Origin of the sequence: Acinetobacter sp. AG1, assembly GCF_001005525.1 — a bacterium.
Classification (GTDB): Bacteria; Pseudomonadota; Gammaproteobacteria; order Pseudomonadales; family Moraxellaceae; genus Acinetobacter; species Acinetobacter modestus.
The window spans coordinates 24,765-48,411 of record NZ_LBMZ01000104.1 but is presented as its reverse complement, the minus strand read 5'-3'; the positions used below and the strand labels follow the sequence as shown (position 1 = coordinate 48,411).

18 protein-coding genes and 1 pseudogene are annotated in these 23,647 nt (G+C 37.7%); 11 read left to right on the top strand and 8 right to left on the bottom strand.

All coding sequences use genetic code 11. The annotated features are described in order from the left end of the window. The first annotated feature begins 130 nt into the window (after window positions 1–130). Window positions 131–739 carry a hypothetical protein gene (locus tag AAV96_RS06820; protein ID WP_046738772.1) on the top strand — a complete coding sequence of 203 codons (609 nt, stop codon included), beginning with the start codon at window positions 131–133 and terminating at the stop codon, window positions 737–739. 48 nt (window positions 740–787) lie between these two features. Here the strand turns inward: AAV96_RS06820 and AAV96_RS06815 are convergent, their stop codons facing one another. Together AAV96_RS06815 and yhbY are read right to left on the bottom strand one after the other, a co-directional pair. After that, window positions 788–1,324 (bottom strand): DOMON-like domain-containing protein, encoded by a 537-nt coding sequence (locus AAV96_RS06815; protein WP_005214739.1) that lies wholly within the window; start codon window positions 1,322–1,324, stop codon window positions 788–790. Window positions 1,325–1,329: 5 nt separating this feature from the next. After that, on the bottom strand, window positions 1,330–1,656 hold the full coding sequence (gene yhbY / locus AAV96_RS06810; RefSeq protein WP_046738784.1) for a ribosome assembly RNA-binding protein YhbY: 327 nt from the start codon (window positions 1,654–1,656) through the stop codon (window positions 1,330–1,332). Between the two features lie 228 nt (window positions 1,657–1,884). Here yhbY and rlmE point away from each other — a divergent pair, with 228 nt between their 5' ends. The 6 genes from rlmE to AAV96_RS06780 all read left to right on the top strand — a co-directional run bounded on the left by rlmE (window position 1,885) and on the right by AAV96_RS06780 (window position 8,929). After that, window positions 1,885–2,535, top strand: coding sequence for a 23S rRNA (uridine(2552)-2'-O)-methyltransferase RlmE (gene rlmE / locus AAV96_RS06805; RefSeq protein WP_004660807.1), 651 nt, complete (start codon window positions 1,885–1,887; stop codon window positions 2,533–2,535). A gap of 136 nt (window positions 2,536–2,671) precedes the next feature. After that, the gene (gene ftsH / locus AAV96_RS06800) at window positions 2,672–4,567 is read left to right on the top strand and encodes an ATP-dependent zinc metalloprotease FtsH (RefSeq protein WP_004660808.1); all 1,896 of its coding nucleotides are present in this window, start codon (window positions 2,672–2,674) and stop codon (window positions 4,565–4,567) included. Window positions 4,568–5,034: 467 nt separating this feature from the next. After that, entirely contained in the window at window positions 5,035–5,886 is an 852-nt protein-coding gene (folP, locus tag AAV96_RS06795) for a dihydropteroate synthase (RefSeq protein ID WP_046738771.1), read from the top strand. 94 nt (window positions 5,887–5,980) lie between these two features. After that, entirely contained in the window at window positions 5,981–6,739 is a 759-nt protein-coding gene (locus tag AAV96_RS06790; protein WP_046738770.1) for an SIMPL domain-containing protein, read from the top strand. Between the two features lie 135 nt (window positions 6,740–6,874). Continuing rightward, entirely contained in the window at window positions 6,875–8,503 is a 1,629-nt protein-coding gene (locus tag AAV96_RS06785) for a vWA domain-containing protein (RefSeq protein ID WP_046738769.1), read from the top strand. A 111-nt stretch (window positions 8,504–8,614) separates the two neighbouring features. Further along, window positions 8,615–8,929, top strand: coding sequence for a DUF5713 family protein (locus AAV96_RS06780; RefSeq protein WP_034601677.1), 315 nt, complete (start codon window positions 8,615–8,617; stop codon window positions 8,927–8,929). Window positions 8,930–8,958: 29 nt separating this feature from the next. Here the strand turns inward: AAV96_RS06780 and AAV96_RS06775 are convergent, their stop codons facing one another. Both AAV96_RS06775 and AAV96_RS06770 read right to left on the bottom strand, forming a co-directional pair. Continuing rightward, entirely contained in the window at window positions 8,959–10,563 is a 1,605-nt protein-coding gene (locus AAV96_RS06775; protein WP_046738768.1) for a CocE/NonD family hydrolase, read from the bottom strand. 120 nt (window positions 10,564–10,683) lie between these two features. After that, window positions 10,684–11,637: a DMT family transporter gene (locus AAV96_RS06770; protein ID WP_046738767.1), complete on the bottom strand. Its 954-nt coding sequence runs from the start codon at window positions 11,635–11,637 to the stop codon at window positions 10,684–10,686. Window positions 11,638–12,049: 412 nt separating this feature from the next. Here AAV96_RS06770 and pnuC point away from each other — a divergent pair, with 412 nt between their 5' ends. Beyond that, entirely contained in the window at window positions 12,050–12,622 is a 573-nt protein-coding gene (pnuC, locus tag AAV96_RS06765; RefSeq protein WP_004660822.1) for a nicotinamide riboside transporter PnuC, read from the top strand. A 40-nt stretch (window positions 12,623–12,662) separates the two neighbouring features. On the opposite strand, the pseudogene AAV96_RS06760 reads toward pnuC, so the two are convergent. Together AAV96_RS06760 and AAV96_RS06755 are read right to left on the bottom strand one after the other, a co-directional pair. Continuing rightward, window positions 12,663–13,774, bottom strand: a pseudogene (locus tag AAV96_RS06760) (glycerophosphodiester phosphodiesterase). Window positions 13,775–13,939: 165 nt separating this feature from the next. Continuing rightward, window positions 13,940–15,553, bottom strand: coding sequence for a phosphoethanolamine transferase (locus tag AAV96_RS06755; protein WP_046738766.1), 1,614 nt, complete (start codon window positions 15,551–15,553; stop codon window positions 13,940–13,942). A gap of 310 nt (window positions 15,554–15,863) precedes the next feature. Between AAV96_RS06755 and AAV96_RS06750 the strand changes: the two genes are divergently transcribed. From AAV96_RS06750 to AAV96_RS06740, 3 genes are all read left to right on the top strand, one after another. Further along, a complete protein-coding gene (locus AAV96_RS06750) occupies window positions 15,864–18,971 on the top strand; it encodes a multidrug efflux RND transporter permease subunit (protein ID WP_046738765.1) in 3,108 nt (1,035 codons plus the stop codon). A gap of 289 nt (window positions 18,972–19,260) precedes the next feature. Then, window positions 19,261–20,598 carry a magnesium transporter gene (gene mgtE, locus AAV96_RS06745; protein ID WP_046738783.1) on the top strand — a complete coding sequence of 446 codons (1,338 nt, stop codon included), beginning with the start codon at window positions 19,261–19,263 and terminating at the stop codon, window positions 20,596–20,598. Between the two features lie 78 nt (window positions 20,599–20,676). Beyond that, a complete protein-coding gene (locus AAV96_RS06740; protein WP_046738764.1) occupies window positions 20,677–21,270 on the top strand; it encodes a DUF4112 domain-containing protein in 594 nt (197 codons plus the stop codon). A 57-nt stretch (window positions 21,271–21,327) separates the two neighbouring features. Here the strand turns inward: AAV96_RS06740 and htpX are convergent, their stop codons facing one another. Further along, the gene (gene htpX, locus AAV96_RS06735) at window positions 21,328–22,233 is read right to left on the bottom strand and encodes a protease HtpX (RefSeq protein ID WP_004660837.1); all 906 of its coding nucleotides are present in this window, start codon (window positions 22,231–22,233) and stop codon (window positions 21,328–21,330) included. Between the two features lie 214 nt (window positions 22,234–22,447). Then, window positions 22,448–23,308, bottom strand: coding sequence for a lytic transglycosylase domain-containing protein (locus AAV96_RS06730; protein ID WP_004660839.1), 861 nt, complete (start codon window positions 23,306–23,308; stop codon window positions 22,448–22,450). Window positions 23,309–23,647: the final 339 nt, after the last annotated feature.

Here is a 23,647-nt window from a genome sequence, read left to right as displayed (position 1 = left end):
TCAATCATTCTTCTATCTATATCATGAGATATTATGCAAATTGTCTAACAATTTTTTCATAGTCTAAAAGTAAAGCGTTTTATCTTATATTTAGCCAAAAAATCAACAAACAATATAGAGGGGAAACACAATGGCTGATAATCAAACTACACCAGCAACTGAAGAAGTTAAAGAAGTTGTGGTTGAAAAAACAGCGAAAGCAAAAGAGGTTGTTGCAGAGAAAACCGCTGAAGTCAAAGAAGCTGTAGCTGAAAAGACGGCAGAAGTGAAAGATGTGGTTGCTGAGAAAACTGCAAAAGCGAAAGAAGTTGTAGCTGAAAAAACAGCGAAGGCGAAAGAAGTGATTGCTGAGACTCAGGAACAAGCGAAAGAAGTGATTGCTGAGACTCAAGAGCAAGTGAAAGAAGTATTAGCTGAAACTCAAGAAAAAATTGAGGCGGAAGCGAAAGAACTTAACCAAAATATCCAGAATCAGCTTGCACAAATTAAGCAAGATATCTTGCAGCGTATTGATGTTATTAAAACTCAATTGAATTCATCACAAGGCAATTTAGTTGAATTAACGAATGCATTAAAAACTGAGTTAAATGCTTTAATTGAAGACTTAACGAAGGTCAGCAAAGAGTTGAAAGATGATATAAGTCAAATTTCAGTGAAGCATAAAGATACTTTGGTCGGTAGTTTTAAGCGCACTAAAGAGCAAGCAGTAGAAGCTTGGAATAAAGTTCGCGCTAGCTAACAAGTATTTAAATAAAAAAAGCGAGATCATTCTCGCTTTTTTTATTTTTTAGAATTGATGTAACCAATCGCGTTTATTATGAAAGTCGGCTTGTGGGCTACTATGTTGCATTGCAAAATAGTGATTACCTTGAGTGGTATTAAAAACCGCACTTAAACCTAAATATAAGTCAGACCATTTCAATTTATTCTGTTGCATAAATTTAGATAAATCTAGACTGACATTTAAACCATAATGTGTGCGTTGTAAATGATTTAACTCAATGTCATATGCAGCAACGGGCGGCATATCCTCAGGGAAACGATATTCTTCAAATTGATAGGTTTGCCAAGCTTGAGAAGGAGAAAGATTGATTTCACGATAAAAATCTTCATCTTTCACACCAATAAAAATCTCAAAACAAGTCTGTTCCCATAAAAAGTCTTGGCGAGGATGAGCCTTGACTTGATCTGGGTAAATCAGAAACTGATTGGGATCACGAACCCAAAAACCAACATTTAATGTCGCTGGTGTTTGTTGCTCAATTGCTCCAACGACAGTAATAGCATTAAAGCGATCGAAAGCAGAAAGTTCATAACTTGCCATTTTGATTACTTGTTACTTAAGTGAGCAAAACGAACTAAATTAGACAGGTGTTGGTTTTGCTTTGCTGCTTTTTTATAAAGCAAAACAATTTTACCAATTTTCTGTACAGATTCCGCACCTGTTGCTTCAACAATGGCATCAATCACTGCTGCACGTGCATCACGATCTTCACCTGCAATTTTCACTTTAATGAGTTCATGATCATTTAGTGCGCGATGAGTTTCTTCAATGACGTTTTCTGTAAGACCTTGGCCACCAATCATTACAACTGGATTAAGTGCGTGGCCAATTTGACGTAAACGCTTACGTTCATGGATAGATAAAGCCGCCATTAAAAATACCTGATTGGGAAAACGACCTAGTATAGCTTGCATCCCGTTTCTAAGATAGATTTAGCAGACAGGCACTTGAAACAAATATGTGAAAATTAGGCAAATAGCCAATCATTACAATCGGAAAAAATCTGTAAAAGTTCGTGTGAATGAACTACATCCGTACTGTAATGGGAGTAATTTTCACGTACAATGACCAATCAGAAGTTTTTTGAAATTTAGTGAGTTATGGCGACACGCATTACCAATCAAAAATTGTCTAAAAGCAGTCGTGCATGGATGAGAGAGCACTTAGATGACCCTTTTGTAAAGAAAGCACAGAAGGAAGGTTATCGCGCACGTGCAGCGTATAAATTACTTGAAATCCAAGAAAAATATAAAATGATCAAGCCGGGTATGACCGTTGTCGATCTTGGTGCAGCACCAGGCAGTTGGTCACAAATTGCAGGTAAATTAGTCGGCGCAAATGGTTTAGTGATTGCTTCAGATATTCTCGCAATGGACGCTCTTCCAGATGTGACATTTTTGCAAGGCGACTTCCGAGAAGAAGAAGTTTTCGAAAAATTGTTAAATATTTTAAATGGACGTCAAGTAGACGTTGTAATTTCAGATATGGCCCCCAATACATCAGGTAATAGGGCTGTCGATCAACCACGCCAGATTTACTTATGTGAGTTGGCATTGGATTTTGCTCAAAAAGTTTTAGGCCCAAATGGACAGTTTATTGTTAAGGTGTTCCAAGGCTCTGGATTTGATGAGTTCAGAAAACAAGTTGTCGATAGTTTTGATGTATTAAAAACAGCCAAACCTGCGGCATCTCGTGCTCGATCAAAAGAAGTTTTTTTGATTGGTCAAGGTCGTAAAAAGGCATTGCAATAAAAGTGTACTTGCCAAGTTGTTAAAAATTGTGCATTTTGTACCTTTTAAGTTTTTTGCAACGCAAATTCATTGCTGTTTTTGTGAAGGTCAGCCAAGATTAGGTATGATCAAATTAGATTGATATGGGAATAAAGCCTTGAGCGATTACTTCAAGAATGCCGTATTGTGGCTCATCATACTCGGTGTTCTGATTTTGATTTTTAGCAACGTCAGTGACCGCAATAAGCCTGCAGCGATGAAATATTCTGATTTCGTTGCGGCGGTGAATGCTGGGCAAATTAAACAAGTCACAATTGACGGTTTAAACATTAGTGGTGAAAAAACCAATGGTTCTTCTTTTGAAACGGTTCGTCCACAAGTAGAAGACACTGAATTGCTTCCAAGCTTGAATAAACAGAATGTAGTCGTTGAAGGTACTGCGCCACAACGTCAAGGCATTTTGATGCAACTTCTCATTGCAAGCTTCCCTGTATTACTGATCATCTTATTATTCATGTTCTTTATGCGTAATATGGGTGGGGGCGCTGGTGGCAAAAACAGCCCAATGAGTTTTGGTAAGTCAAAAGCGAAAATGTTATCTGAAGATCAGATTAAGATTACGTTTACTGATGTTGCAGGTTGTGATGAAGCCAAGCAAGAAGTAGTTGAAATCGTTGACTTCTTGAAAGATCCTTCTAAGTTCAAACGTCTTGGTGCAACCATTCCTCGTGGTGTATTGATGGTTGGTCCTCCAGGTACTGGTAAAACATTATTGGCCAAAGCAATCGCTGGTGAAGCTAAAGTTCCATTCTTTAGTATCTCAGGCTCTGACTTCGTTGAAATGTTTGTTGGTGTCGGCGCTTCACGTGTTCGTGACATGTTTGAACAAGCGAAACGTCATGCACCATGTATCATTTTCATCGATGAGATTGATGCTGTTGGTCGCCATCGTGGTTCTGGTACAGGAGGTGGTCATGATGAGCGTGAACAAACCTTGAACCAAATGCTTGTTGAGATGGATGGTTTTGAAGGTAATGAGGGTGTGATTGTCATTGCAGCAACCAACCGTGTTGATGTGCTAGATAAAGCATTACTTCGTCCAGGCCGTTTTGACCGCCAAGTGATGGTTGGTTTACCTGACATCCGTGGTCGTGAGCAAATCTTAAATGTTCATTTGAAGAAACTTCCATCTGTTACAGGTGTGGATGTTAAAGTTCTAGCACGTGGTACTCCAGGATTCTCAGGTGCTCAACTTGCGAACTTAGTCAACGAAGCTGCGTTGTTTGCTGCTCGCCGTAATAAAAACACGGTCGATATGCATGACTTTGAAGATGCAAAAGACAAGATTTACATGGGCCCAGAACGTAGATCGATGGTTATTCGTGAAGAAGAACGTCGTGCGACTGCTTACCATGAAGCTGGACATGCAATTGTTGCTGAAATTTTACCGGGTACAGATCCAGTTCATAAAGTAACAATCATGCCACGTGGTTGGGCATTGGGTGTAACTTGGCAGTTGCCTGAACAAGATCAAACCAGCCATTACAAAGATAAGATGTTGAATGAGCTTTCAATCTTATTTGGTGGTCGTATTGCTGAAGAAGTGTTCATTAACCAAATGTCGACAGGTGCATCAAACGACTTTGAACGTGCAACTAAAATGGCGCGTGCAATGGTGACTAAATATGGTATGTCTGATGCCCTTGGTGTAATGGTTTACGAAGATGAAAACCAAAATGGTTTCTTTGGTAATGTGGGTAGCCGTACAATTTCAGAAGCAACTCAGCAAAAAGTTGATGAAGAAGTACGTCGTATCTTGGATGAACAATATAAAGTTGCTCGTGATATCTTGGAAAATAATAAGGATATCGCACATGCAATGGTGAAAGCGTTGATGGAATGGGAAACCATTGATCGCGACCAAATCCGTGACATTATGGAAGGCCGTGAACCACAACCACCTAAAGTTTATATTGCTGAAAATCCAGTGGCTGCATTTGAACCACCAAAAGATGGTCCATCTACACCACCACCATTACCAGCAATGGGCTAATCATTGAATTCAAAAAAGAGCTGCTCAAGAGCGGCTCTTTTTTATGGCCGAATAAAAAGAGTGAATTAAAATGTCCAGAGTTGAAAGATTATCAGGATTATTTTTGAAGGTTGAAAATTTAGTTTATAGATATTTAGATAGAATGTTTTAGAAAAATACTTTGAATGATTCAGATATATGATGTGATTTTGATTTACTTCAATTTCAGACAGAATTTATTTTACAAGAAGTAGACAAGAATTATTCTCAATCTATATTTATTTGCAAACTTGATATTTTTCAGGGAAAAAAACTGGGTTATTACAAACTCATTCTTGATATGGATTATCAATTTTTGGATGAATTTTTTGTCATTTTTGAAAATTTATAATGAAAAATTGAGCAGACAAAAAAAGATTGAAAATAAAGGAACACCTAGATCAACTGATCATTGCTAAAATATACGTTATTAGAAATGGAGAAGCTTGATGCAGTTGATGCCATTACCACCGTGTCAGTTACAATGTGGTCATTTTACATTGGATTTATCCCAGCCACAGATTATGGGTATTCTTAATGTAACACCTGACTCATTTAGTGATGGCGGACAGCACCATCAAAAAGATCAGGCGGTTCAACATGCCTTACAAATGATTGAAGATGGGGCAAAGATTATTGATATTGGTGGAGAGTCTACACGTCCAAATGCATCACCTGTAGCGCTAAAAGAAGAACTCCGTCGAGTGATTCCTGTGGTGGAAGCATTATCCAATTATGATGTAATCATTTCGATTGATACTAGTCAGCCAGAAGTGATGCGTGCTGCGGTACAAGCCGGTGCGCATATCTGGAACGATGTTCGTGCATTAACACGTCCACAGGCTTTGGAAACCGCTGCTGAGTTGAATATTCCTGTGGTGCTGATGCATATGCGTGGAGAACCGACCAATATGAATCAGCTCGATCAATATCAAGATGTAACTGAAGATGTGATTCAAGAATTACAACAACGTTTAGATCAAGCTCTTGCGATTGGTGTTAAACCCGAAAATATCATTATTGACCCAGGTTTTGGCTTTGCTAAAAATGCGCAGCAAAATTTTCAATTGCTGAATGAGTTTTGGAAGCTCAATCGAATGGGGTATCCAATTTTATCAGGTCTATCGCGTAAGCGTTTTATTGGAGAAGCTCTAAATGGTGTACCTGCGCAGGAACGTGCCGTTGGGAGTGTAATAGGGCATTTGTTGAGTATTCAGCAGGGGGCTAGTATTGTACGAGCGCATGATGTTAAAGCCACAAGCGATGCGATTAAAGTCTGGAATATGATGCAAAATCATTAAACTTGTATACCTCAATAGGGCCTAATGGCTCTATTGACTTGTTGAATCAGATTAAATATAACAAATGTATAATTAAATTGAGTGATATTAAAAAATGGAAAATAAAACAATAACATATAAAAGTTTATGGGTGTTTGCCCTTATTTTGAGCCTCGGTTTTATTGTTTCTGCTGCTGTGATGGGCTATGCACTTAAACAGTTTAATAGCACCAAAAATTCAATTACAGTCAAAGGTTTAGCTGAGAAACCGATTCAAGCAGATTCAGCACGTTGGGAAATCAACTTACAAACCAACCACACTTCAGCAACGATCCCAGAAGCTTATCAATTACTCGATCAACAAATGAAGGAACTACAAAGTTTTTTTGTTGAACACGGATTCAAAGCCGAAAATATGCAATTCGGAAATAAAAGTTCTCAGCCCTATTATGAAGAAGTGAATATGGGGGAAGGGCGGATCAATCGTGAGTTTAAAGGCTATATGGCATTACAATCTTTAGTGATCAACAGTCGTGATATCAAGAAGATTGAACAAGCGGCTAAAGATGCTTATGTCTTGGATGAAAAGGGCATCGCCATTGAACAGAAACCTGAATATCTCGTTTCGAATTTAGAAGAAATAAAAATGTCCTTGATTGCCAATGCAACCAAGAATGCGTATAGCCGTGCCAATGAGTTTGCTAAAGTTGGTAATGTTCATGTGGGGATGATGCGTTCAGCTAGTCAAGGTGCATTCTATATTCTGCCTGAAAGTGGTTCGGATGATGATAGTGATTATGGGGGTGCTTATGATAAAGCGACTATTAATAAAATTGCCCGTGTGGTCGTCACTATTAATTATGCAATTGATTAGAAACTTAATTTAGATCGAAAATAAATAATTTTTAGATAGATACATTCGAACACGATGTATCTATCTTTTTTTTCATACAATTCTGCATATATCTACTTTATTTGAAAAGACAAAATAAAATTGGGGAATTGAATAATGCATCAATTAACAAAAATACTTACATTGAGTTTGCTCAGTTGTATGATTATGGCGTGCAGTAATCCAGTCAAACAACAAGCACATGTTGCTGTTGAGACCGGAATGCCCGTGCCTGCACCGCTAACATCATTTATTAATAGCACGCAGAAAATGATCGCACCAGCATCATACATTGCGGCGATGCCAACAATGGAAAGATCGCGTTTAGAACAAGATACTGAAAAATACCAAAAGAATGATGTTAATCCCGTTCATCGAGTTGCCGATCAAGCTATTTCAACCTTTAGTATTGATGTAGATACAGGTAGTTATACCAATACACGTCGTTTTTTGAATGATGGACGTTTACCACCTGTTGACGCCGTTCGTGCAGAGGAGATGATTAATTATTTTGATTATCAGTATCCGCAGCCAAATAATGTACATCCATTTTCAATCAGTACTGAAACTGTCGACTCGCCGTGGAAAGAAAATGCCAAGCTGATCAAAATTGGGATTCAAGCTAAAGATTTAAGCACCAAACAATTGCCACCTGCCAATTTGGTATTCTTGGTTGATGTTTCAGGCAGTATGGATGCTGTAGATAAACTTCCATTAGTTAAACAAACTTTGCGTTTACTCACGGAGCAACTCCGACCTCAAGATAAAGTCACCATCATTACTTATGCGAGTGGCGAAAAACTGGTATTAGAACCGACAGCTGGTAATGAAAAAGATAAGATTCTAGCAGTGATTAATACATTACAAGCAAGTGGTGCAACGGCAGGAGAACAAGCGATTCAACTGGCTTATAAGCAAGCAGAAAAAGCCTTTGTGAAAAATGGTATTAACCGCATTTTACTGGCGACAGATGGTGATTTTAATGTTGGTATTACTGACTTTAGCACTTTAAAAGGCATGGTCGCTGAGAAACGTAAAAGTGGTATTTCCCTCACAACATTAGGTTTTGGTACTGGAAACTACAATGAACAGCTCATGGAACAATTGGCGGATGCAGGTGATGGAAATTACAGCTATATCGATAATAAAAATGAAGCAAAAAAAGTCGTAGAACGACAGCTTTCATCGACACTTGCAACGGTTGCTCAGGATGTCAAAATTCAGGTTGAATTTAACCCCGCGACGGTGAAGGAATATCGTTTGGTGGGGTATGAAAATCGGATGCTAAAACAGGAAGATTTTAATAATGATAAAGTCGATGCAGGAGATATTGGAGCAGGGCATAACGTAACAGCAATTTATGAAATCGTTCCAGTTGGACAACAAGGCTGGCTCAATGATTCACGTTATCAGGCATCGACAAAAACAGATACAACAAAAAAATCTGAATATGCGTTTGTAAATTTGCGCTATAAATTACCAAATCAAGAGAAGAGCATTCTTTTAAACCAAGCTGTAAAAGCTGAAAGTAAGTCCCTTGCTCAGGCCAATAGTGATACTCGTTTTGCCATTGCAGTGGCTTCCTATGCCCAGCAGCTAAAAGGCGGGCAATACAATGCTGCTATGGGGTGGGATCAAATTATTCAGTTAGCCCAGCAATCTGCAAAACCAGATTCTTACCAAATGCGTGAGGAATTTATAGAGCTTGCCAAGATCGCAAAAAGTTTAAGCGCTAAAAAAGACTAAATTATCTTTTTAAAAAGCGGTCGGAAAGATCGCTTTTTTTATGTCTAAATATCGTGATTTGTATGAGATTATGTTATAAGCATGGCGTTTTATTGGCATATTATTTTATTTATGTTTGAAGATCTCCTTCTCCCCATGTTTGATGATGAATATTATCCTGATATTCTCGTTGCCGAAGTTAAACAACAGATTAAATACTTTTCCAAAAAGGTGAGTCGTTCAGGTTTAACTGAAGCAGAAATATATCATTTTGCTCATCATACAATGATCGCAATTAATGAGATGAAACCCCAGTTTGAAGACCTAGATTCAAGTTTAGATGATACGGCTGCGGATTATATTGCTGAAGCTATGATGATGATTGTGCAAGAAGCAGGTTATTTTGAGATTGAAATGGAACAATTGATTGCAAATCGAGAGTGGTAAAATTCACTCTCGATATTTAGAAATTATAATCATTCCTTATTTGAAATATCACTCCAAAATTTAGGTAAAGTAATTTGACCTGAAATCCATGCTTCAATTTTAGGTTGTTTAATTTTTTGATAATAAATACTTTCGGTCTGAATCAGTAAGCCTAAAGTATCGCCTTTGTTTAAACGTCCATTAATACTAGGTAATTCAATAGCTTGATTTTCTTTCGATGCTGAATCTTTATTAGAAATAACTTGGTCAAAAGTATGTTTTTTGCTTGGATTTAATGCTGTTGTTTGATCATTTAAAATAGCATATTTACCCGTTTTTCCAGATTTAATGGCCATAGAAATAAATAGTGTTGGTTCTACTTTATTTTTTGGCGTTTCGATCTTTAAAGTAAGTTGTGGTGTACCTGTGATATGTGTCAATTCAGTTATCGTATGGATCGGAACAAACACAGCTTGCGAATTCTGAGGTTCGATCCAAGTTTTATTTAACGTGTATTGTGTTTTTGCATCCAAATCTTTGAACTTATAGACCGGACTTTTGTCGACGCATAATTCTGGTAAATCAATTGTTGCGGTTTGGTCTTTGAGTTTTTGATCAAACCATCCCATGATCGTATCTTGTAATTTATATTTTTTTTGATTTCCACAGGTGACAGATTTACCAATATACCAAAAAGGAGTATCACCCAATGGAGAATGCTGTGCAAATGGTTGTAAATGTCCACCTTGTACACCGATTAAATGCACTTCATGCTGCGCTTTGTGAATACATTGAGCTGCCTTTACACCTTGGTTAAAAGGAAATAAAACATCTCTAAACCCTTGAATGATGAGAGCATCCGCTTGAGGGGCTTGTGCAGTTTCGCAAAACCAACTTGCTTGATGTGTCTTTAGAAAATCATAAGTTGATTGTTTCAACTGACCTTGTTGGGTATCTTGATACGCTTGTTTAAGTTGCAGATCAAATTTGTTCCAATTCCACCAATCGCCAATCAAATTCAAGAAACTTAGCCAGTCACCTTTAGGGACACCATTAGGCACAAGACTTTCGACGATGTCATACCAAGTTGTGATAGGTACAATTGCTTGTAAGCGAGGATCTAAAGCGGAAGCAATATATTGCACACCTCCAGCATAAGATTCGCCAATCATGCCCGTACGAACCCCATTTTTGTTTTGTGCGAGTTGCGGCAAATTTTTTTCAGCCCAGTTCATGATGCTGATGACATCTTGAGCTTCTTTTTCAGGATCGGTTAAGCGAATTTTACCCTGACTATTTCCATGACCACGTTGATCATAGCTGATTACCCAATAGCCATTTTTCCACGCTGTTTTGGCTACTTGACCTGTCGGAAGTAAAAAACCATATAAGCTTAATTCTGGTCTTTTCATTCGAGATAAACCAAAACCATGGGTATGTAACAGCAAAGGAGCTGTTTGTCCTATTTTTAAATGAGGTTGATACACTGTAAAGGCAATGATTGTTCCATCTGATGCGATTGTTTTTGCTTGAAAATAACGTTGTTTTAATTCTGTTGGTTGCGATTGAATTTTTTGAGGTTGAATTGTCGCATTGACACAACCTTGTAATAGCAAAAAAATGCCAAAGCAAAGCCATAAAATATTTGAACGCATAGATTCTTTCATCCTTGAGCAAATCTGTGGGAAATTCTAATTGGATGGTGTGTAGTTTACTGTGTGAAACGGATTGAGACTATAAAGGATAGGTCATTTTATTGACCTATCAGTTTTATACTATTTAATTCGATGTGGGCTTGAGCGATAAGCATATAAGAACAATCCCACACATAAAAAGATTAATCCTAAAATCAAATGTGAGCTAAGCGGCTCATGATTGAAAAATATACCCCAAAAACTTGCTAATACAGGCGTCATAATCGTAATCAGCATCACTGTCGTTGGGTTAAGTTTTTGAATAAGATTAAAGTAAAAAATCATAGCTAATACTGATGAAAAAACGGCGCTGTAAAGCAAAGCAAGGCTCACCTGTAAACTTGGCAACTGCACTGGTATTTGAGCCATAAAGAATGGTAATAAACATAAATAGCCGAACCATGAAACAATTGTTGACCCTGTCGTTTGAATAATAGGATGAATCGAAGCACCAATTTTAGCCACGAGAAACATTGACACTACATAGAGTAGCACAGCAATAATTTCATACAGTACACCAACGAGGTCCATATTAATTTGCTTAGAGCCAACACCGAGTGTGAGTGATAGCCCCAAAATGGCAAGCAATAATCCATACCATTGACGCTGAAAAAAATGCTCACGTTTTAAAATAAAAACTGCAATCAGGCCTGACCATAAAGGTGCTGTTCCATAAATAATCGAGATCATTCCAGATGAAACCTTAGTTGCTCCCATATAACAGAATGCCATTGATCCAAATAAACCAAGCGCGCCAGCGGCATAACTCATCATGGCTTTAAAGTTTAGAATGAGTCTAAGTCGAAAATAAAAAAGACAAATTAGGGCAAGAGGAATGGCGAGAGTGAATCGAATGAATAAGCCCCACGCCCAATGAATTTCATGTACTGTCCAGACAGCCGCCAATGGAGTAAAAGACCAAATCAGCACAACTGCAATAAATTGACCGACTGTAGCTAGGCGAGGGGCATTGGGTGCTACAGTCGGTTGAATCTGTGTCGTTTGTATAAAGTTCTTTTGTTGAAACTGTGTCATGAAAATGCTCCTGTTTAGTTTGATAGCAATACTGTATTTGAGTGATTAAAAAAATGAAGGCAATAAAAAAGGTCGCGATTGAGGCGACCTTTATTTTTCAAATGATGAGATGTTTAAATGATCATCGGATGAAGCTGTGCAAAGTCCCCTCGCATAAAAATGCAGACGCGTCGCCACATTGCATTGGCGGGAATACAATGTGAGATATCAATAAGACGCATTTTGGAAACTGTGTTGAGAAGCATATTAAAAAATTAAAAAAACTTTTCATTTTTATAGCATAAGGCTTGAGCGAAAAGTAGTCGTTATCTGAAAAATAATTTCAATCTAAAATGATGTTAGAATTTTTTTGTTGCTTAAATAAAGAATCTTTTGATAATGATGTGATTCAGTTTTTCAAAGTTGTTTACTCTTGTCTTCTTTAGAAATTATTGCCGTTATTATTAGTGTGCTCGGTGTTGCGCTTACGATAAAACGGAATATGTGGTGTTGGTGGTTTAATTTTTTGGCATTTATTTTATATGCTTACCTTTTTTTCACCTTTAAATTATACGGTGAGACGATTTTACAATTCTTATTTATGCTGATTAATTTCTATGGTTTTTATTATTGGCTGAAAGGTAAACGCCAAGACCATGAGATTCGGATCGAACCAATTGCTGTCAAAACAGTACTGATGCAAATGTGTTTGGCAACAATAGGTGGATTATTGTTTGGTTTAACGCTTAAACATTTTACCGATGCTGCTGTACCGTTATTAGATGCCCAACTTGCTGCTTTTAGTTTATTGGCAACCTATTGGACGAGTCGTAAACATATTGCAACTTGGGTACTTTGGGTATTTGTCGATATTGTCTATGTAGGTATGTTTATTTATAAAGAATTATTTTTAACCGCAGGATTGTATGCTGCTTTTGTGTTGTTGGCTGCATATGGTTGGTGGCAATGGGAACAAGTCAAACACAAGCAACTCACTCTTTCTTAAAAATAAGAGCAGTAGAACTGCCCTTATTCACTACTTTGACTTATTTAGTTGCTTGATAACTTTGCACTGCCTGACGACCTAATGCAGGATCATCAGTAAATACACCATCTACGCCAGCCTTGAAGTAAAGCTGTATTTCCTTAATTGAACCTGCCTCACAACGCTCTGCTGCTTTTGACGTATCCTTACTACATTTTAAGCTGTCTGGTAGAAAGTTGTTTTCTGGACGGAAGGTATAAGGATGTACTTTTAAATTGGCTTTATGGGCATCCGCAATAAAAGAGGTGGTCTGTGTCATTGCGGCATCTTTAAAGACATAGACTTTCCATGGACCCACACCATTAGCGTAGGTCGAAACATCTTTGAGACCTTGTGCCGTTGCCAGATCTGCATAGGTTTTAGGATTGTTTTGTGCAACATAATCTGCTGGTCTTGCTTCAGGCGAATCATAGAGCTGAATTAATTGTGCATGCTTAACACTCTTGTGTAAATCGAGTTGGTTTTTTAAATATTTTAAATTGCCAACTTCAAAAGATTGTAAATAAATAGGCGCAATATCGCGACTATATTGGTATTTGGATAAGGTTTTTAACAAAGTATCTTCCATTGCCAAATTCTGTTTTTGGAAATAGGTCGGGTGTTTGGTTTCTGGATAAAGACCAATAATTTTTCCCGTTTTTTGATAATGCTTTGCAGCTAAATCAATGATTTCATCAAGTGTCGGGATTTCAAATTGATCATTATATTGTGTATTGGCAGCACGATACTGGGGAATACGCTCACGTGCTTTGAGCTGTTTTAGCTCGGCCAAAGTAAAATCTTCAGTAAACCAACCTGTTAAACTCACACCATCAATGATTTTAGTTCTTTTACGGTCTGCAAATTGAGGAAGCGTTGCAACATTGGTTGTGCCGCTGATCTCATTTTCATGGTGATTGATACCAAATCTGGTTCAATAAAATCAGCACCATCATCAATGGCTTTTTGATAGGATACAAGTGTATGTTCTGGTCGAAGTGCGCTTGCGCCACGATGTCCAATCACTTGTGGTAATTGAAGTTCAGGTTGCGCCGTGCTGTGTTGATCTTTGTTGTCATCATGGCAAGCTGTCAGACCGATCAAGCTGACACAGACTAATGCTTTTTTGAACATAATTTAACTCATTAGTTTTTCTTAAAGCATTGATCTTGTCGTTTTAATTTATCAAATGGATGACAATCAGATGATAATTTTATGAAAATAATGAAATTTTTTAACTGAATGTTTGAAATTCAATATCTCATTTCAGGCTTTGATAAAGCGGGGTATGGAGGGAGATTATGACTTCTGTTTCCAATAAGGCCAATTTACTTCAGGCGTAAAACGATAATCACGATCTAACCAATAAGATTGTGGTGAAGCAGTTTTATTTTTAAGACCCATGATATGCATTAAGTTGTTATCGAGTTCAGCTGTATTGAGTATTTTGTCTTTATTGACACCCGTGACTTGTATATTGTCATGCCACATAATCACAGGAACTTGGTATCCCGCTTTTGTATTCGGGCTGTGACCAGCATAGTCAATCTCATGACCAACTTCATTTCCGTGATCTGAAACGACCATAAAAGATCTAAAGTCAGAATTATTATCAGCCTTTAGATCATCTAAAAATCTGGCAAGCAACGAGTCTTCATATAATACTGCATTATCATAATCATTGCGTAGTGAACGAACCCAAGGATCAATATTGCGATTTTTGAGGTCGAGTTCGACAGCATCATTACTGTCTCCAGTAAATTTATTAAACGCTAATGGGTAACGTTCTTGGTAATTTGGATGTGCGCCAATCAAATGAAGAATAATCAGTTTTTTAGGATCTGGATCTGCAAGAGCTTGTTGATAAACGGGAATAAGCTTTTCATCTAATGAATTACTACTTCTTCCTGATCGTGTATTTTTATAAACAGCCGTATCTGCATAAGAACCAAATAATGAAGATAAATAACTATCATCTTGATTGCTTAACCAATAAATTTTATAGCCTGCTGCTCGAGCGTAAGCTAAAACGCTTTCTGAAGAATATTGATCATGCGCAGATGCAGGACTTTCAGTCAATAAAACACGTAGCGCATTAATCGTTGAAGGTGACGGTGAAAATGCATTACAAAAGATTTTTAACTCATCAAGTTTTTTTGCTAATTCTGGAGTCGTCTCGCGTTGATAACCACAAACACCTAAATTTAAACTTGTTAAACTCTCTGAGAGAATTAACACATGTGTTTGTTTCTCATCCTGTTTTTTTGTTAGAGTTAAATTTTGCTTTGCACTGATGTCCCATTGTCTGTGTACATTTTGATGTTGTTTAATTCTATTTTTAAAATCCTGAAGTTTTGTTTGATAGTCTGACCAAAAAATGATGGGATGAACTTTACGTGAAGGCTTCATTAAATAACTTGTTATTGTTAATAGAACAAGTAAAACGATACAACTACGATAAATTCGACTCTGCCACATCTGATCAAGATGGTGAGCTTTAATAACTTTGAAAGTAGAAATACTGTAAATAATTAGCAAGCAAAGTAGGCTAAAAATCACACTTAAGATTGTGCTTAAGTGTAGTTGTATGAATTCCCACGTTTCCTGCTGACTGGTATTAGCAATTGCTTCAATAATAAAATAGGCTTCATTATCACTATTAAATAAAAACCACGTACTCGAACGTAATAGTACATCAAGCCAAGTCGCAAACCACCATAAAACAGTAAGTCCATACCAATATTTTTTTTGTGTTTTAATGGCAAGCCAAATTAAACCTACACCTGGCAAAGAAAGGAATCCCAGTCTTAAACCATCAGATAAATTACCAGCAATACTAAGTAATCCCCCAGTAATTAATGCGGGCAATAGAATTAGGAGCAGAATATTAAAATGTTTAAAACTGGCCTTCATATATGCCTAGAAAAATAAGGGAGCAACAGGGAGCGTGCTACTATCGGTTTAAGTGAGTGGAGTGTCAATCTAAAATTAAGAAGTATTTGATTGGATAGTAAATTAAATTTTTGACCTTATTTGTTTTCGATGAGATATGCTGATGATCAATAAAAAATCCATTATTTCTCCGTAATTTTCGCTTTTTGCAATGATATGTTAATAAGGATGGTGTTTCCTTGAAGGCTCGGTAATGATCGTAGACTGAAAGTGCCTCTATTTTCCTATCTTTTTGAAAAAATTGACTGTTTCCACGATGGAATGAGCAGCCATGCTATCTAAATTTTTTATTGAGCGTCCAATTTTCGCAGGTGTGCTTGCCATTATTGTTATGGCATTAGGAATACTCGCAATTCTGAATTTGCCAGTTGAACGTTATCCTGATATTGCCCCACCGAAAATTACAGTATCGACCAACTATAGTGGCGCTGATGCTAAAACAGTTGAACAAAGTGTAACTCAAGTTTTAGAGCAGCAAATCCAAGGTCTCGACCATTTACTTTACTTTAGTTCAACCAGCGATGCAGCTGGTCGTAGCCGTATTACGATTAGTTTTGAAAATGGCACAAATCCCGATACAGCACAGGTTCAAGTACAAAATAAAATTAGTGGCGTGATACGCCGTCTCCCAGATGCGGTACAACGGCAGGGAGTTAATGTCACTAAGTCCTTGGGTGATACCTTTATGGTAATTGGACTGTATGACAGTACAGGGCAAGCAAATAATATTGCGTTGTCTGATTATCTATCTACGCATGTCCTTGATAATTTAAATCGGATTGATGGCGTCGGTGAAACAGATGTTTTTGGATCGCAGTATGCAATGCGAATCTGGCTAGATCCAAATAAATTGACTCAATATAATTTAATTCCAAATGATGTCGTTGCCGCGATTACCACTCAAAATACACAGGTTGCAGCAGGTGCGATCGGCGATTTGCCTGTTGTTCAAGGTCAATACTTGAATGCAAAAGTAACAGCAGGTTCTCGTTTAAAGACGATTCAAGACTTTGAACAAATTATTGTGAAATCAGATGTATCTGGAAGTTTTGTGCAATTAAAAGATATTGCTCGTATTGAATTAGGGGCAGAAAATTATCAATCATTTAATACGATCAATGGTTATCCAGCCGCAGGTCTTGGCATTTCTTTATCTTCTGGTGCCAACGCAATTCAAACATCTAAACTTATTCATCAGACTTTAGATGAACTCTCTAGTAAGCTTCCAACAGGTTATAAGATTGTTTATCCAAGAGATAATACTCCCTTTGTGCAAGAGTCTATTAAAGAGGTGATTAAAACACTTGTCGAAGCAATTGGTTTAGTTATTTTAGTCATGTTTCTTTTTCTTCAAAGTTGGCGTGCGACGCTTATTCCAAGTATTACTGTACCGATCGTGATTTTAGGGACTTTTGCTGTACTTGAATTACTTGGATTTAGTATTAATACCTTAACTCTCTTTGCATTGGTGCTTGCGATTGGTTTGTTGGTTGATGATGCAATTGTTGTGGTGGAAAATGTTGAACGGCTTATGCACGAGCAGCATTTGTCACCCAAACAAGCAGCCGTTGAATCTATGCAAGAAATTAGCGGTGCATTGATTGGAATTACCATGGTGTTAACAGCCGTTTTTATTCCAATGTCTTTCTTTGCTGGTTCAATTGGGGTTATCTATCGTCAGTTTTCAATCACTTTGGTTGCTGCGATGGTCTTATCTTTAGTGGTCGCCTTGGTACTTACACCTGCTTTATGTGCTCTGATTTTAAAGCCAAACCATCAACCTAAGTCATGGGCGATTCGGTTCAATAACGGGATAGACACACTTAAAAATAAGTATTTATCTCTAGTGCAAACCATGCTTCGTTATAAAATCTCTGTATCTGTGATTTTTATTGCATTAATTGCCGTATTTGCTTTGTTCTATAGCAGTCTGCAAAGTAGTTTTTTACCAAAAGAAGACCAAGGGATATTAAGTGTTCAATTTAAATTAGTGGATAGTGCACCACTTTCAAAAAGTCAGGAGGTCGGTGAGGCAATTCGTCAGTATTTTCTTCAGAATGAAAAAGCAAATGTCAATTTAGTGCTTATTCGCTACGGACGAAATAATTCTGGAACGGGGCAAAATCTTGGACAAGGCTTTGTTTCATTAAATCATTGGGACAACCGTACTGGGAAGAAAAACTCTGCTGAAGCTATTCGCAAGAGAGCACTTAAATATTTTAGCCAATTTCCCGATGCACAGATTAATGTGACGTTGCCTGCTTCTGTAAATGGATTAGGTGCAACAGATGGAATGGATTTATGGATTCAGGATATCAATGGGCAAGGTGAACAATTCCTCGATCAAAGTTTTAAACAACTGCAACAGTTGGGACAAAAATATTCAAGTTTTGAAAACTTAGATAAACAATCCACTGATAGTAAAGCTACTTTGAATGTGAAGATTGACCATAAGCAAGCGATGGCAAATGGTTTAAATCTAAATGAAATTAATAGTACTTTGTCGACCGCATGGGGTGGGACATATGTGAATGACTTTATTGACCGTGGTCGAATTAAACAAGTTATTTTACAAGGTGATGCACCATTCCGTTCTAAGCCTGAAGACTTATATAGCTGGTCAGTACGCAATAATCAAAATCAAATGGTACCTTTTAGTTCATTTTCAACGACATCATGGGGAGGAACACCAAGCATTGTGCAACGCTATATGGGATACAGTGCTTTGCAATTACAAGCTAACGTTGTCAGTGGTCAATCTTCAGGCCAAGCCATGAAAGATATTGAACAGTTGGTGAGCCAACAAGAAGGCTTAGGTTTACTATGGACTGGGCTTTCTTATCAAGAGCAGCAATCGACTAATCAAGCAATTTGGCTATATTTAATTTCTATTGCATTTATTTTTCTATGTTTAGCCGCGTTGTATGAAAGTCTGCGTATTCCTATGGCTGTGATGACCGCAATTCCTTTAGGGATTGGCGGTAGTATTATTTTTGCCCATATTTTTGGTTTACCAAATGATGTTTACTTTCAGATCGCTTTACTTACAACAATTGGCTTATCCTGTAAAAATGCAATTTTGATTGTTGAATTTGCAGCGATGGCACAAACACAAGGAAAAAATGCCATTCAAGCAGCACTACAAGGTGCAGGGCTGCGTTTGCGTCCTATTCTAATGACTTCTTTTGCATTTGGCGCGGGAGTCATTCCACTGGTTTTTGCATTTGGAGCAGGGGCTGTAAGCCGTCAGGAAATTGGTATCAGTGTTTTAGGTGGTGTGATATTCGGAACAGTGTTGGTACTGATATTTATTCCATTTATGTTTGTACTTGTTGCCAATATCTTTAAACCTAAAGAAGAAATTGAAATTTTTAAATAAAAATAATGAAAGCCAAGCAATAGAAATGAATTATTCATGAATTCATTTAAGACATGAATTGTTCATTTTTGTTGTGTAAGTTGAGAATATAAAAAAATATTTGTAGTATGGCTCTGCCGTATAAACGGTTTAACTAGGTTTAATGCCCTAAATGGACACGCAGAGTTGTAGTTTAATCCAAATTACACATTTTTATATTCATCAAAATCTGAATGAAGGTTCTTATTCGACAGTAAAATAAGCTGCGTTTGACCCTTCATTGCAGATGATTTGTAGTGAAGAGGCAGAAATGAGCTACAATAACTTTTTATATTTATTAAGCGACGCACTCAAAAATAATCATATTGATCTTGCACTTGCATCAATTAAAACTTTTCAAGCCATAGATATTGCAGATGTATTAACGCAGCTTTCTGCTGAACAAAGTCAATTGCTGCTCACACATTTACCTGATCGCGCTTATGTCTTTTCCTATCTTCCTCCCAGTGAACAAGTCAAATTTGCCCAAGCCATGCCCAGAAATATTTTGGCTGAAATTATTGGCGAAATGTCCTCGGATAAACGTGCGGACGTGTTCAAATGCTTGGATCAAGAACAACAAAATGCGTTGTTGCCTGCTTTGGCACAAGCAGAACGAGAAGATATACGTCAACTATCTTCCTATTTAGAGGGAACGGCAGGCTCAATCATGAGCTCGGAATATGCGACTTTAAAACCGAATATGCTGGTCAATGATGCGATTAAAATGTTACGCCTAGAAGCACCTGATACCGAAATGATCTATTTCGCTTATGTACTGGATGAAGCGCGTAAGATTTTGGGCGTATTGTCTTTAAAGCAACTGATACTTGCACCTGAAGAGCAAAATATCAATGAGTTGATGGAGACCAATGTCTTAACCGCTTATGTAGATACAGACCAAGATGAGGTGGCAAAAACCATTGCCCGTTATGACTTACTTGCATTGCCGATTATTGATCATCAACAGATGATGGTCGGAATCGTGACCTACGATGATGCGATGGATGTAGCCAGTGAAGAAGCAACCGAAGACTTCTTAAAAGTCGGTGCCGTCAATGCATCTTCTAAACTCAGTATCAAGTCTGCCCCCATTTTGCAACTTTACCAGAAACGAGTGTTTTGGTTAGTATTTCTCGTGTTTGGTAGCTTGTTGTCAGGGATTGGTATTGCTCATTATGAAGATGTGATTGCGAAAAATCTTGTCTTAGTATTCTTTTTACCACTATTGGTGGGAAGTGGAGGCAATGCTGGTTCTCAGTCTTCAACACTGATGGTACGTGCTTTAGCGACAGGTGATGTGCAATTTAAAGACTGGTTTCATCTGCTCGGACGGGAAAGCTTGGTCGCTTTATGCTTAGGGGGAACTATGGCGGTTGCCGTGTCATTGCTGGGTTATTTCCGTGGTGATGAGATGGTAGCTTTAGTTTTGGCGCTGAGTATGATGGGAATTGTACTCATGGGTTGTCTGATTGGTATGAGCTTACCATTTATTTTAAATAAGGCTGGACTTGACCCTGCCAGTGCTTCGGCACCCTTGGTCACTTCAATTTGTGATGCAACTGGAGTATTGGTGTATCTATTTATCGCCTCAATGATTTTATTTTGATTGGTAATAATAATTGTACCGACAAAACGGAAAATCTACTTTATTCTCAAGCATAAACATGGTTTTTAGGTTGAGTGAATGACTGCTCCAACAGAACAAAAAAAATTAACTCAGCAGCAAGCGATCGCTGTTGAACGTGATTTAGCAAAATTTGCGAATACCATGGATAGTTTGGTTCGGATTCCTTTTACCAAACAGGGAGTCGGGGCAGATGCTGCATTGAGTACCATTCCCTTTGCGGGCGATATAGCAGGTTTTGTTTTAACATTGTATGCTTTTAAAAAAGCCAGAGAAGTGGGCGTACCACAGCATAAATTGAAGGGTGTGGTCAAACTGGCAATTATGGATATGTTGGTGGGTTTTGTACCGATTGTCGGTACCTTATTTGACGTATTTATTCGCCCAAGTCGCAAGACACTGGAAATCGTACATGACCATATCCGTGAGGAATATCAAGTGCACAGTGATATTCATGTGGTGCATCCATTCTTGCATGAATCCCTAGAACAAAAGCAGAAAACTTCAGCTTTCTGGCGTAATCCGATCGTAAGTTGGATTTGGTTACATATCCCAGATTTATTGGGTATTGCCGTACTAATTTTATTAGTTGTTGCAGTTTGGGCAGGTTTTAGTTATCTGTGGCAGTTTTATCAATCTTTTCAAACACACTAGATTTTAAGCAAAAATAAAGCCTCCATAACGGAGGCTTTATCATTTATCTGATACTGATTATTGAACATTTAATTGCTGTAAAGCGGCAACACGTTGTTCAATGGTTGGGTGAGTTTGGAATAAAGCCGCTAAGCTAAAGCCTTGTTCCTTACCTTCCGCAATTGCAAATGCTTTCATTTCTTTTGGCATTTGATCTGGCATTTCTGACTCTGCCTGTAAACGAAGTAGAGCAGAAATCATTGCTTGTTTGCCTGCTAAACGTGCACCAGCTTCGTCTGCGCGATATTCACGTTGGCGAGAGAACCACATTACAATCGCCGAGGCCAAAATACCAAATACGATGTCGAGTACAATCGTAATAGCAAAATAAGCAAGACCAGGTGCTTCACCATCTTCACGACCGAAAACATTACGGTCAATAAAGTCACCTGCAATACGTGCAAAGAACATCACGAAGGCGTTCACTACACCTTGAATCAATGCAAGGGTCACCATGTCGCCGTTGGCAACGTGACCGATTTCGTGCGCAAGTACAGCACGAAGTTCATCTTTGTTCATACGCTCAAGTAAGCCTGTCGAAACAGAGACTAAAGCATCATTTTTATTCCAACCTGTCGCAAATGCATTTGATTGGTAAGAAGGGAAAATACCAACTTCAGGCATTTTAATACCTGCACGTTGAGAAAGTTGCGCCACTTCTTGTAGTAACCAAGCTTCTGCTTGACTACGAGGAGCATTTGGGTCAATTAATTCAGTTCCAGTGGTTTTTTTCGCCATCCACTTCGACATGAATAAGGAAATTAAAGAACCCACCATACCAAAGACAAAACAGACGACTAAAAGGTTGCCTAGATTCAAGCCACCCGCGCCATGGTAACTACCGACACCGAAGAGTGACAAGATAATGCCAGCTACAACCAGTACCGCGAGGTTGGTCAGCAAGAACAAACCAATCCGCATCATTGAGAAAATCCTCTTATAAATAAAAACTGATCTGATTTATAAATTATAAATCATAACGCTAATATGCAGGGCGAACCCTAAAAATTCAAGCAAAAAATGAGCGTAGATACATTAAGCTAATAAAACAATAGAAGTGTTTTTAGAAGGGGGAAACGACTAATTTATTTGAAAAAAACAAATAAAATCATGATGTGAGAATAAGTGATTTCTTTGTTTAATCACTTACTCGGATTCGTGCAGATGCAGTTGCATTGGCTGTGGTATATGTGCCTGGTGCATCTGTAAAAGTACCATCGGCCAATGTGATAATTTGACGGCTATATTGTTTAGGTGCGGACACAGCTTCTGAATTTGAAGATGTATAATTTGCCGATTGAGCAATCACTTGAGTATTTGCATTATTAGAACTCGAAGTTGAACTTAGACCTGATGAATAGAGATTTTGAAAACGACTCGTGACACGACGGACGTAATCTTGTGTTTCACGAAATGGCGGTATTCCACCGTATTTATCAATATTGCCTTCACCAGCATTATAAGCAGCAATTGCAAGTTGCGTATTACCATTAAAACGTTTTAACAACCAACTTAGATATCTAGCACCACCAAAAATATTTTGTTGAGGGTCGTAAGCATTACTCACATTAAAACGCCGTGCAGTGGCAGGCATCAGTTGCATTAATCCTTGAGCACCGACAGGGGATCGCGCATTAATATTAAAACCTGACTCAGTATGCATAACGGCTTTAATGAGACCTTCTGAAACGCCATGCTGTTGCGCTGCTTGACGGATCATCTGATCAAAAGCATTTTTATTACGACTATAACTTGGTAGAACAGAGGCTTCACTTGACCCCCAGTTACTATAGCTGTGAATATTGCTATCAGGATAATAGGTCGCTTTAATCACTTTTAGGTGATTGTATTCAGCTTTCTTTTTATTGGTAAGCAAAGTTGTACCATTATCATCTTTAAATTGATAAATGGTTTGACCAGCATAACTAGATACTGTCGTATTTAAAAAACCGATTGTCCCCAAAAAAAGGACGAAAATATATTTTGTTTTGTCCATCATTATAATATTCACAAAAGATGAGCATGAGTTCTTCACAGCAGTGTAACAAAAAAAAGCATAAAAAAAACTTTAGCTACAATTTTTTTATTTCCACTGTCTTACAAAAAGCAAGTCGATTTGTGCGAATGTTCAGCAAAAAAAATTAAATTATTTTTTTTAAAATCTAAGTCTTGACATATTTAAAGCATTGTTTTTATTAATTAAAAATCATTGGTTAAAAAATGATCAATTTGATTGTAAGCCTTGTTCTCACATAAAAATACTTTGTCAATAGCGAAGAAATCCACAATTTTATCCACAGCTTTTGTGGAAAACTGTGGAAAAGTTTGAAATATAAGC

What these genes read in the sequence shown, in the direction of transcription:
- AAV96_RS06820 (WP_046738772.1), top strand. Translation starts at nt 131, where the DNA reads ATGGCTGATAATCAAACTACACCAGCAACTGAAGAAGTTAAAGAAGTT.
- AAV96_RS06815 (WP_005214739.1), bottom strand. Translation starts at nt 1,324, where the DNA reads ATGGCAAGTTATGAACTTTCTGCTTTCGATCGCTTTAATGCTATTACT.
- yhbY (WP_046738784.1), bottom strand. Translation starts at nt 1,656, where the DNA reads ATGGCGGCTTTATCTATCCATGAACGTAAGCGTTTACGTCAAATTGGC.
- rlmE (WP_004660807.1), top strand. Translation starts at nt 1,885, where the DNA reads ATGGCGACACGCATTACCAATCAAAAATTGTCTAAAAGCAGTCGTGCA.
- folP (WP_046738771.1), top strand. Translation starts at nt 5,035, where the DNA reads ATGCAGTTGATGCCATTACCACCGTGTCAGTTACAATGTGGTCATTTT.
- AAV96_RS06790 (WP_046738770.1), top strand. Translation starts at nt 5,981, where the DNA reads ATGGAAAATAAAACAATAACATATAAAAGTTTATGGGTGTTTGCCCTT.
- AAV96_RS06785 (WP_046738769.1), top strand. Translation starts at nt 6,875, where the DNA reads ATGCATCAATTAACAAAAATACTTACATTGAGTTTGCTCAGTTGTATG.
- AAV96_RS06780 (WP_034601677.1), top strand. Translation starts at nt 8,615, where the DNA reads ATGTTTGAAGATCTCCTTCTCCCCATGTTTGATGATGAATATTATCCT.
- AAV96_RS06775 (WP_046738768.1), bottom strand. Translation starts at nt 10,563, where the DNA reads ATGCGTTCAAATATTTTATGGCTTTGCTTTGGCATTTTTTTGCTATTA.
- AAV96_RS06770 (WP_046738767.1), bottom strand. Translation starts at nt 11,637, where the DNA reads ATGACACAGTTTCAACAAAAGAACTTTATACAAACGACACAGATTCAA.
- AAV96_RS06755 (WP_046738766.1), bottom strand. Translation starts at nt 15,553, where the DNA reads ATGAAGGCCAGTTTTAAACATTTTAATATTCTGCTCCTAATTCTATTG.
- AAV96_RS06750 (WP_046738765.1), top strand. Translation starts at nt 15,864, where the DNA reads ATGCTATCTAAATTTTTTATTGAGCGTCCAATTTTCGCAGGTGTGCTT.
- mgtE (WP_046738783.1), top strand. Translation starts at nt 19,261, where the DNA reads ATGAGCTACAATAACTTTTTATATTTATTAAGCGACGCACTCAAAAAT.
- AAV96_RS06740 (WP_046738764.1), top strand. Translation starts at nt 20,677, where the DNA reads ATGACTGCTCCAACAGAACAAAAAAAATTAACTCAGCAGCAAGCGATC.
- htpX (WP_004660837.1), bottom strand. Translation starts at nt 22,233, where the DNA reads ATGATGCGGATTGGTTTGTTCTTGCTGACCAACCTCGCGGTACTGGTT.
- AAV96_RS06730 (WP_004660839.1), bottom strand. Translation starts at nt 23,308, where the DNA reads ATGATGGACAAAACAAAATATATTTTCGTCCTTTTTTTGGGGACAATC.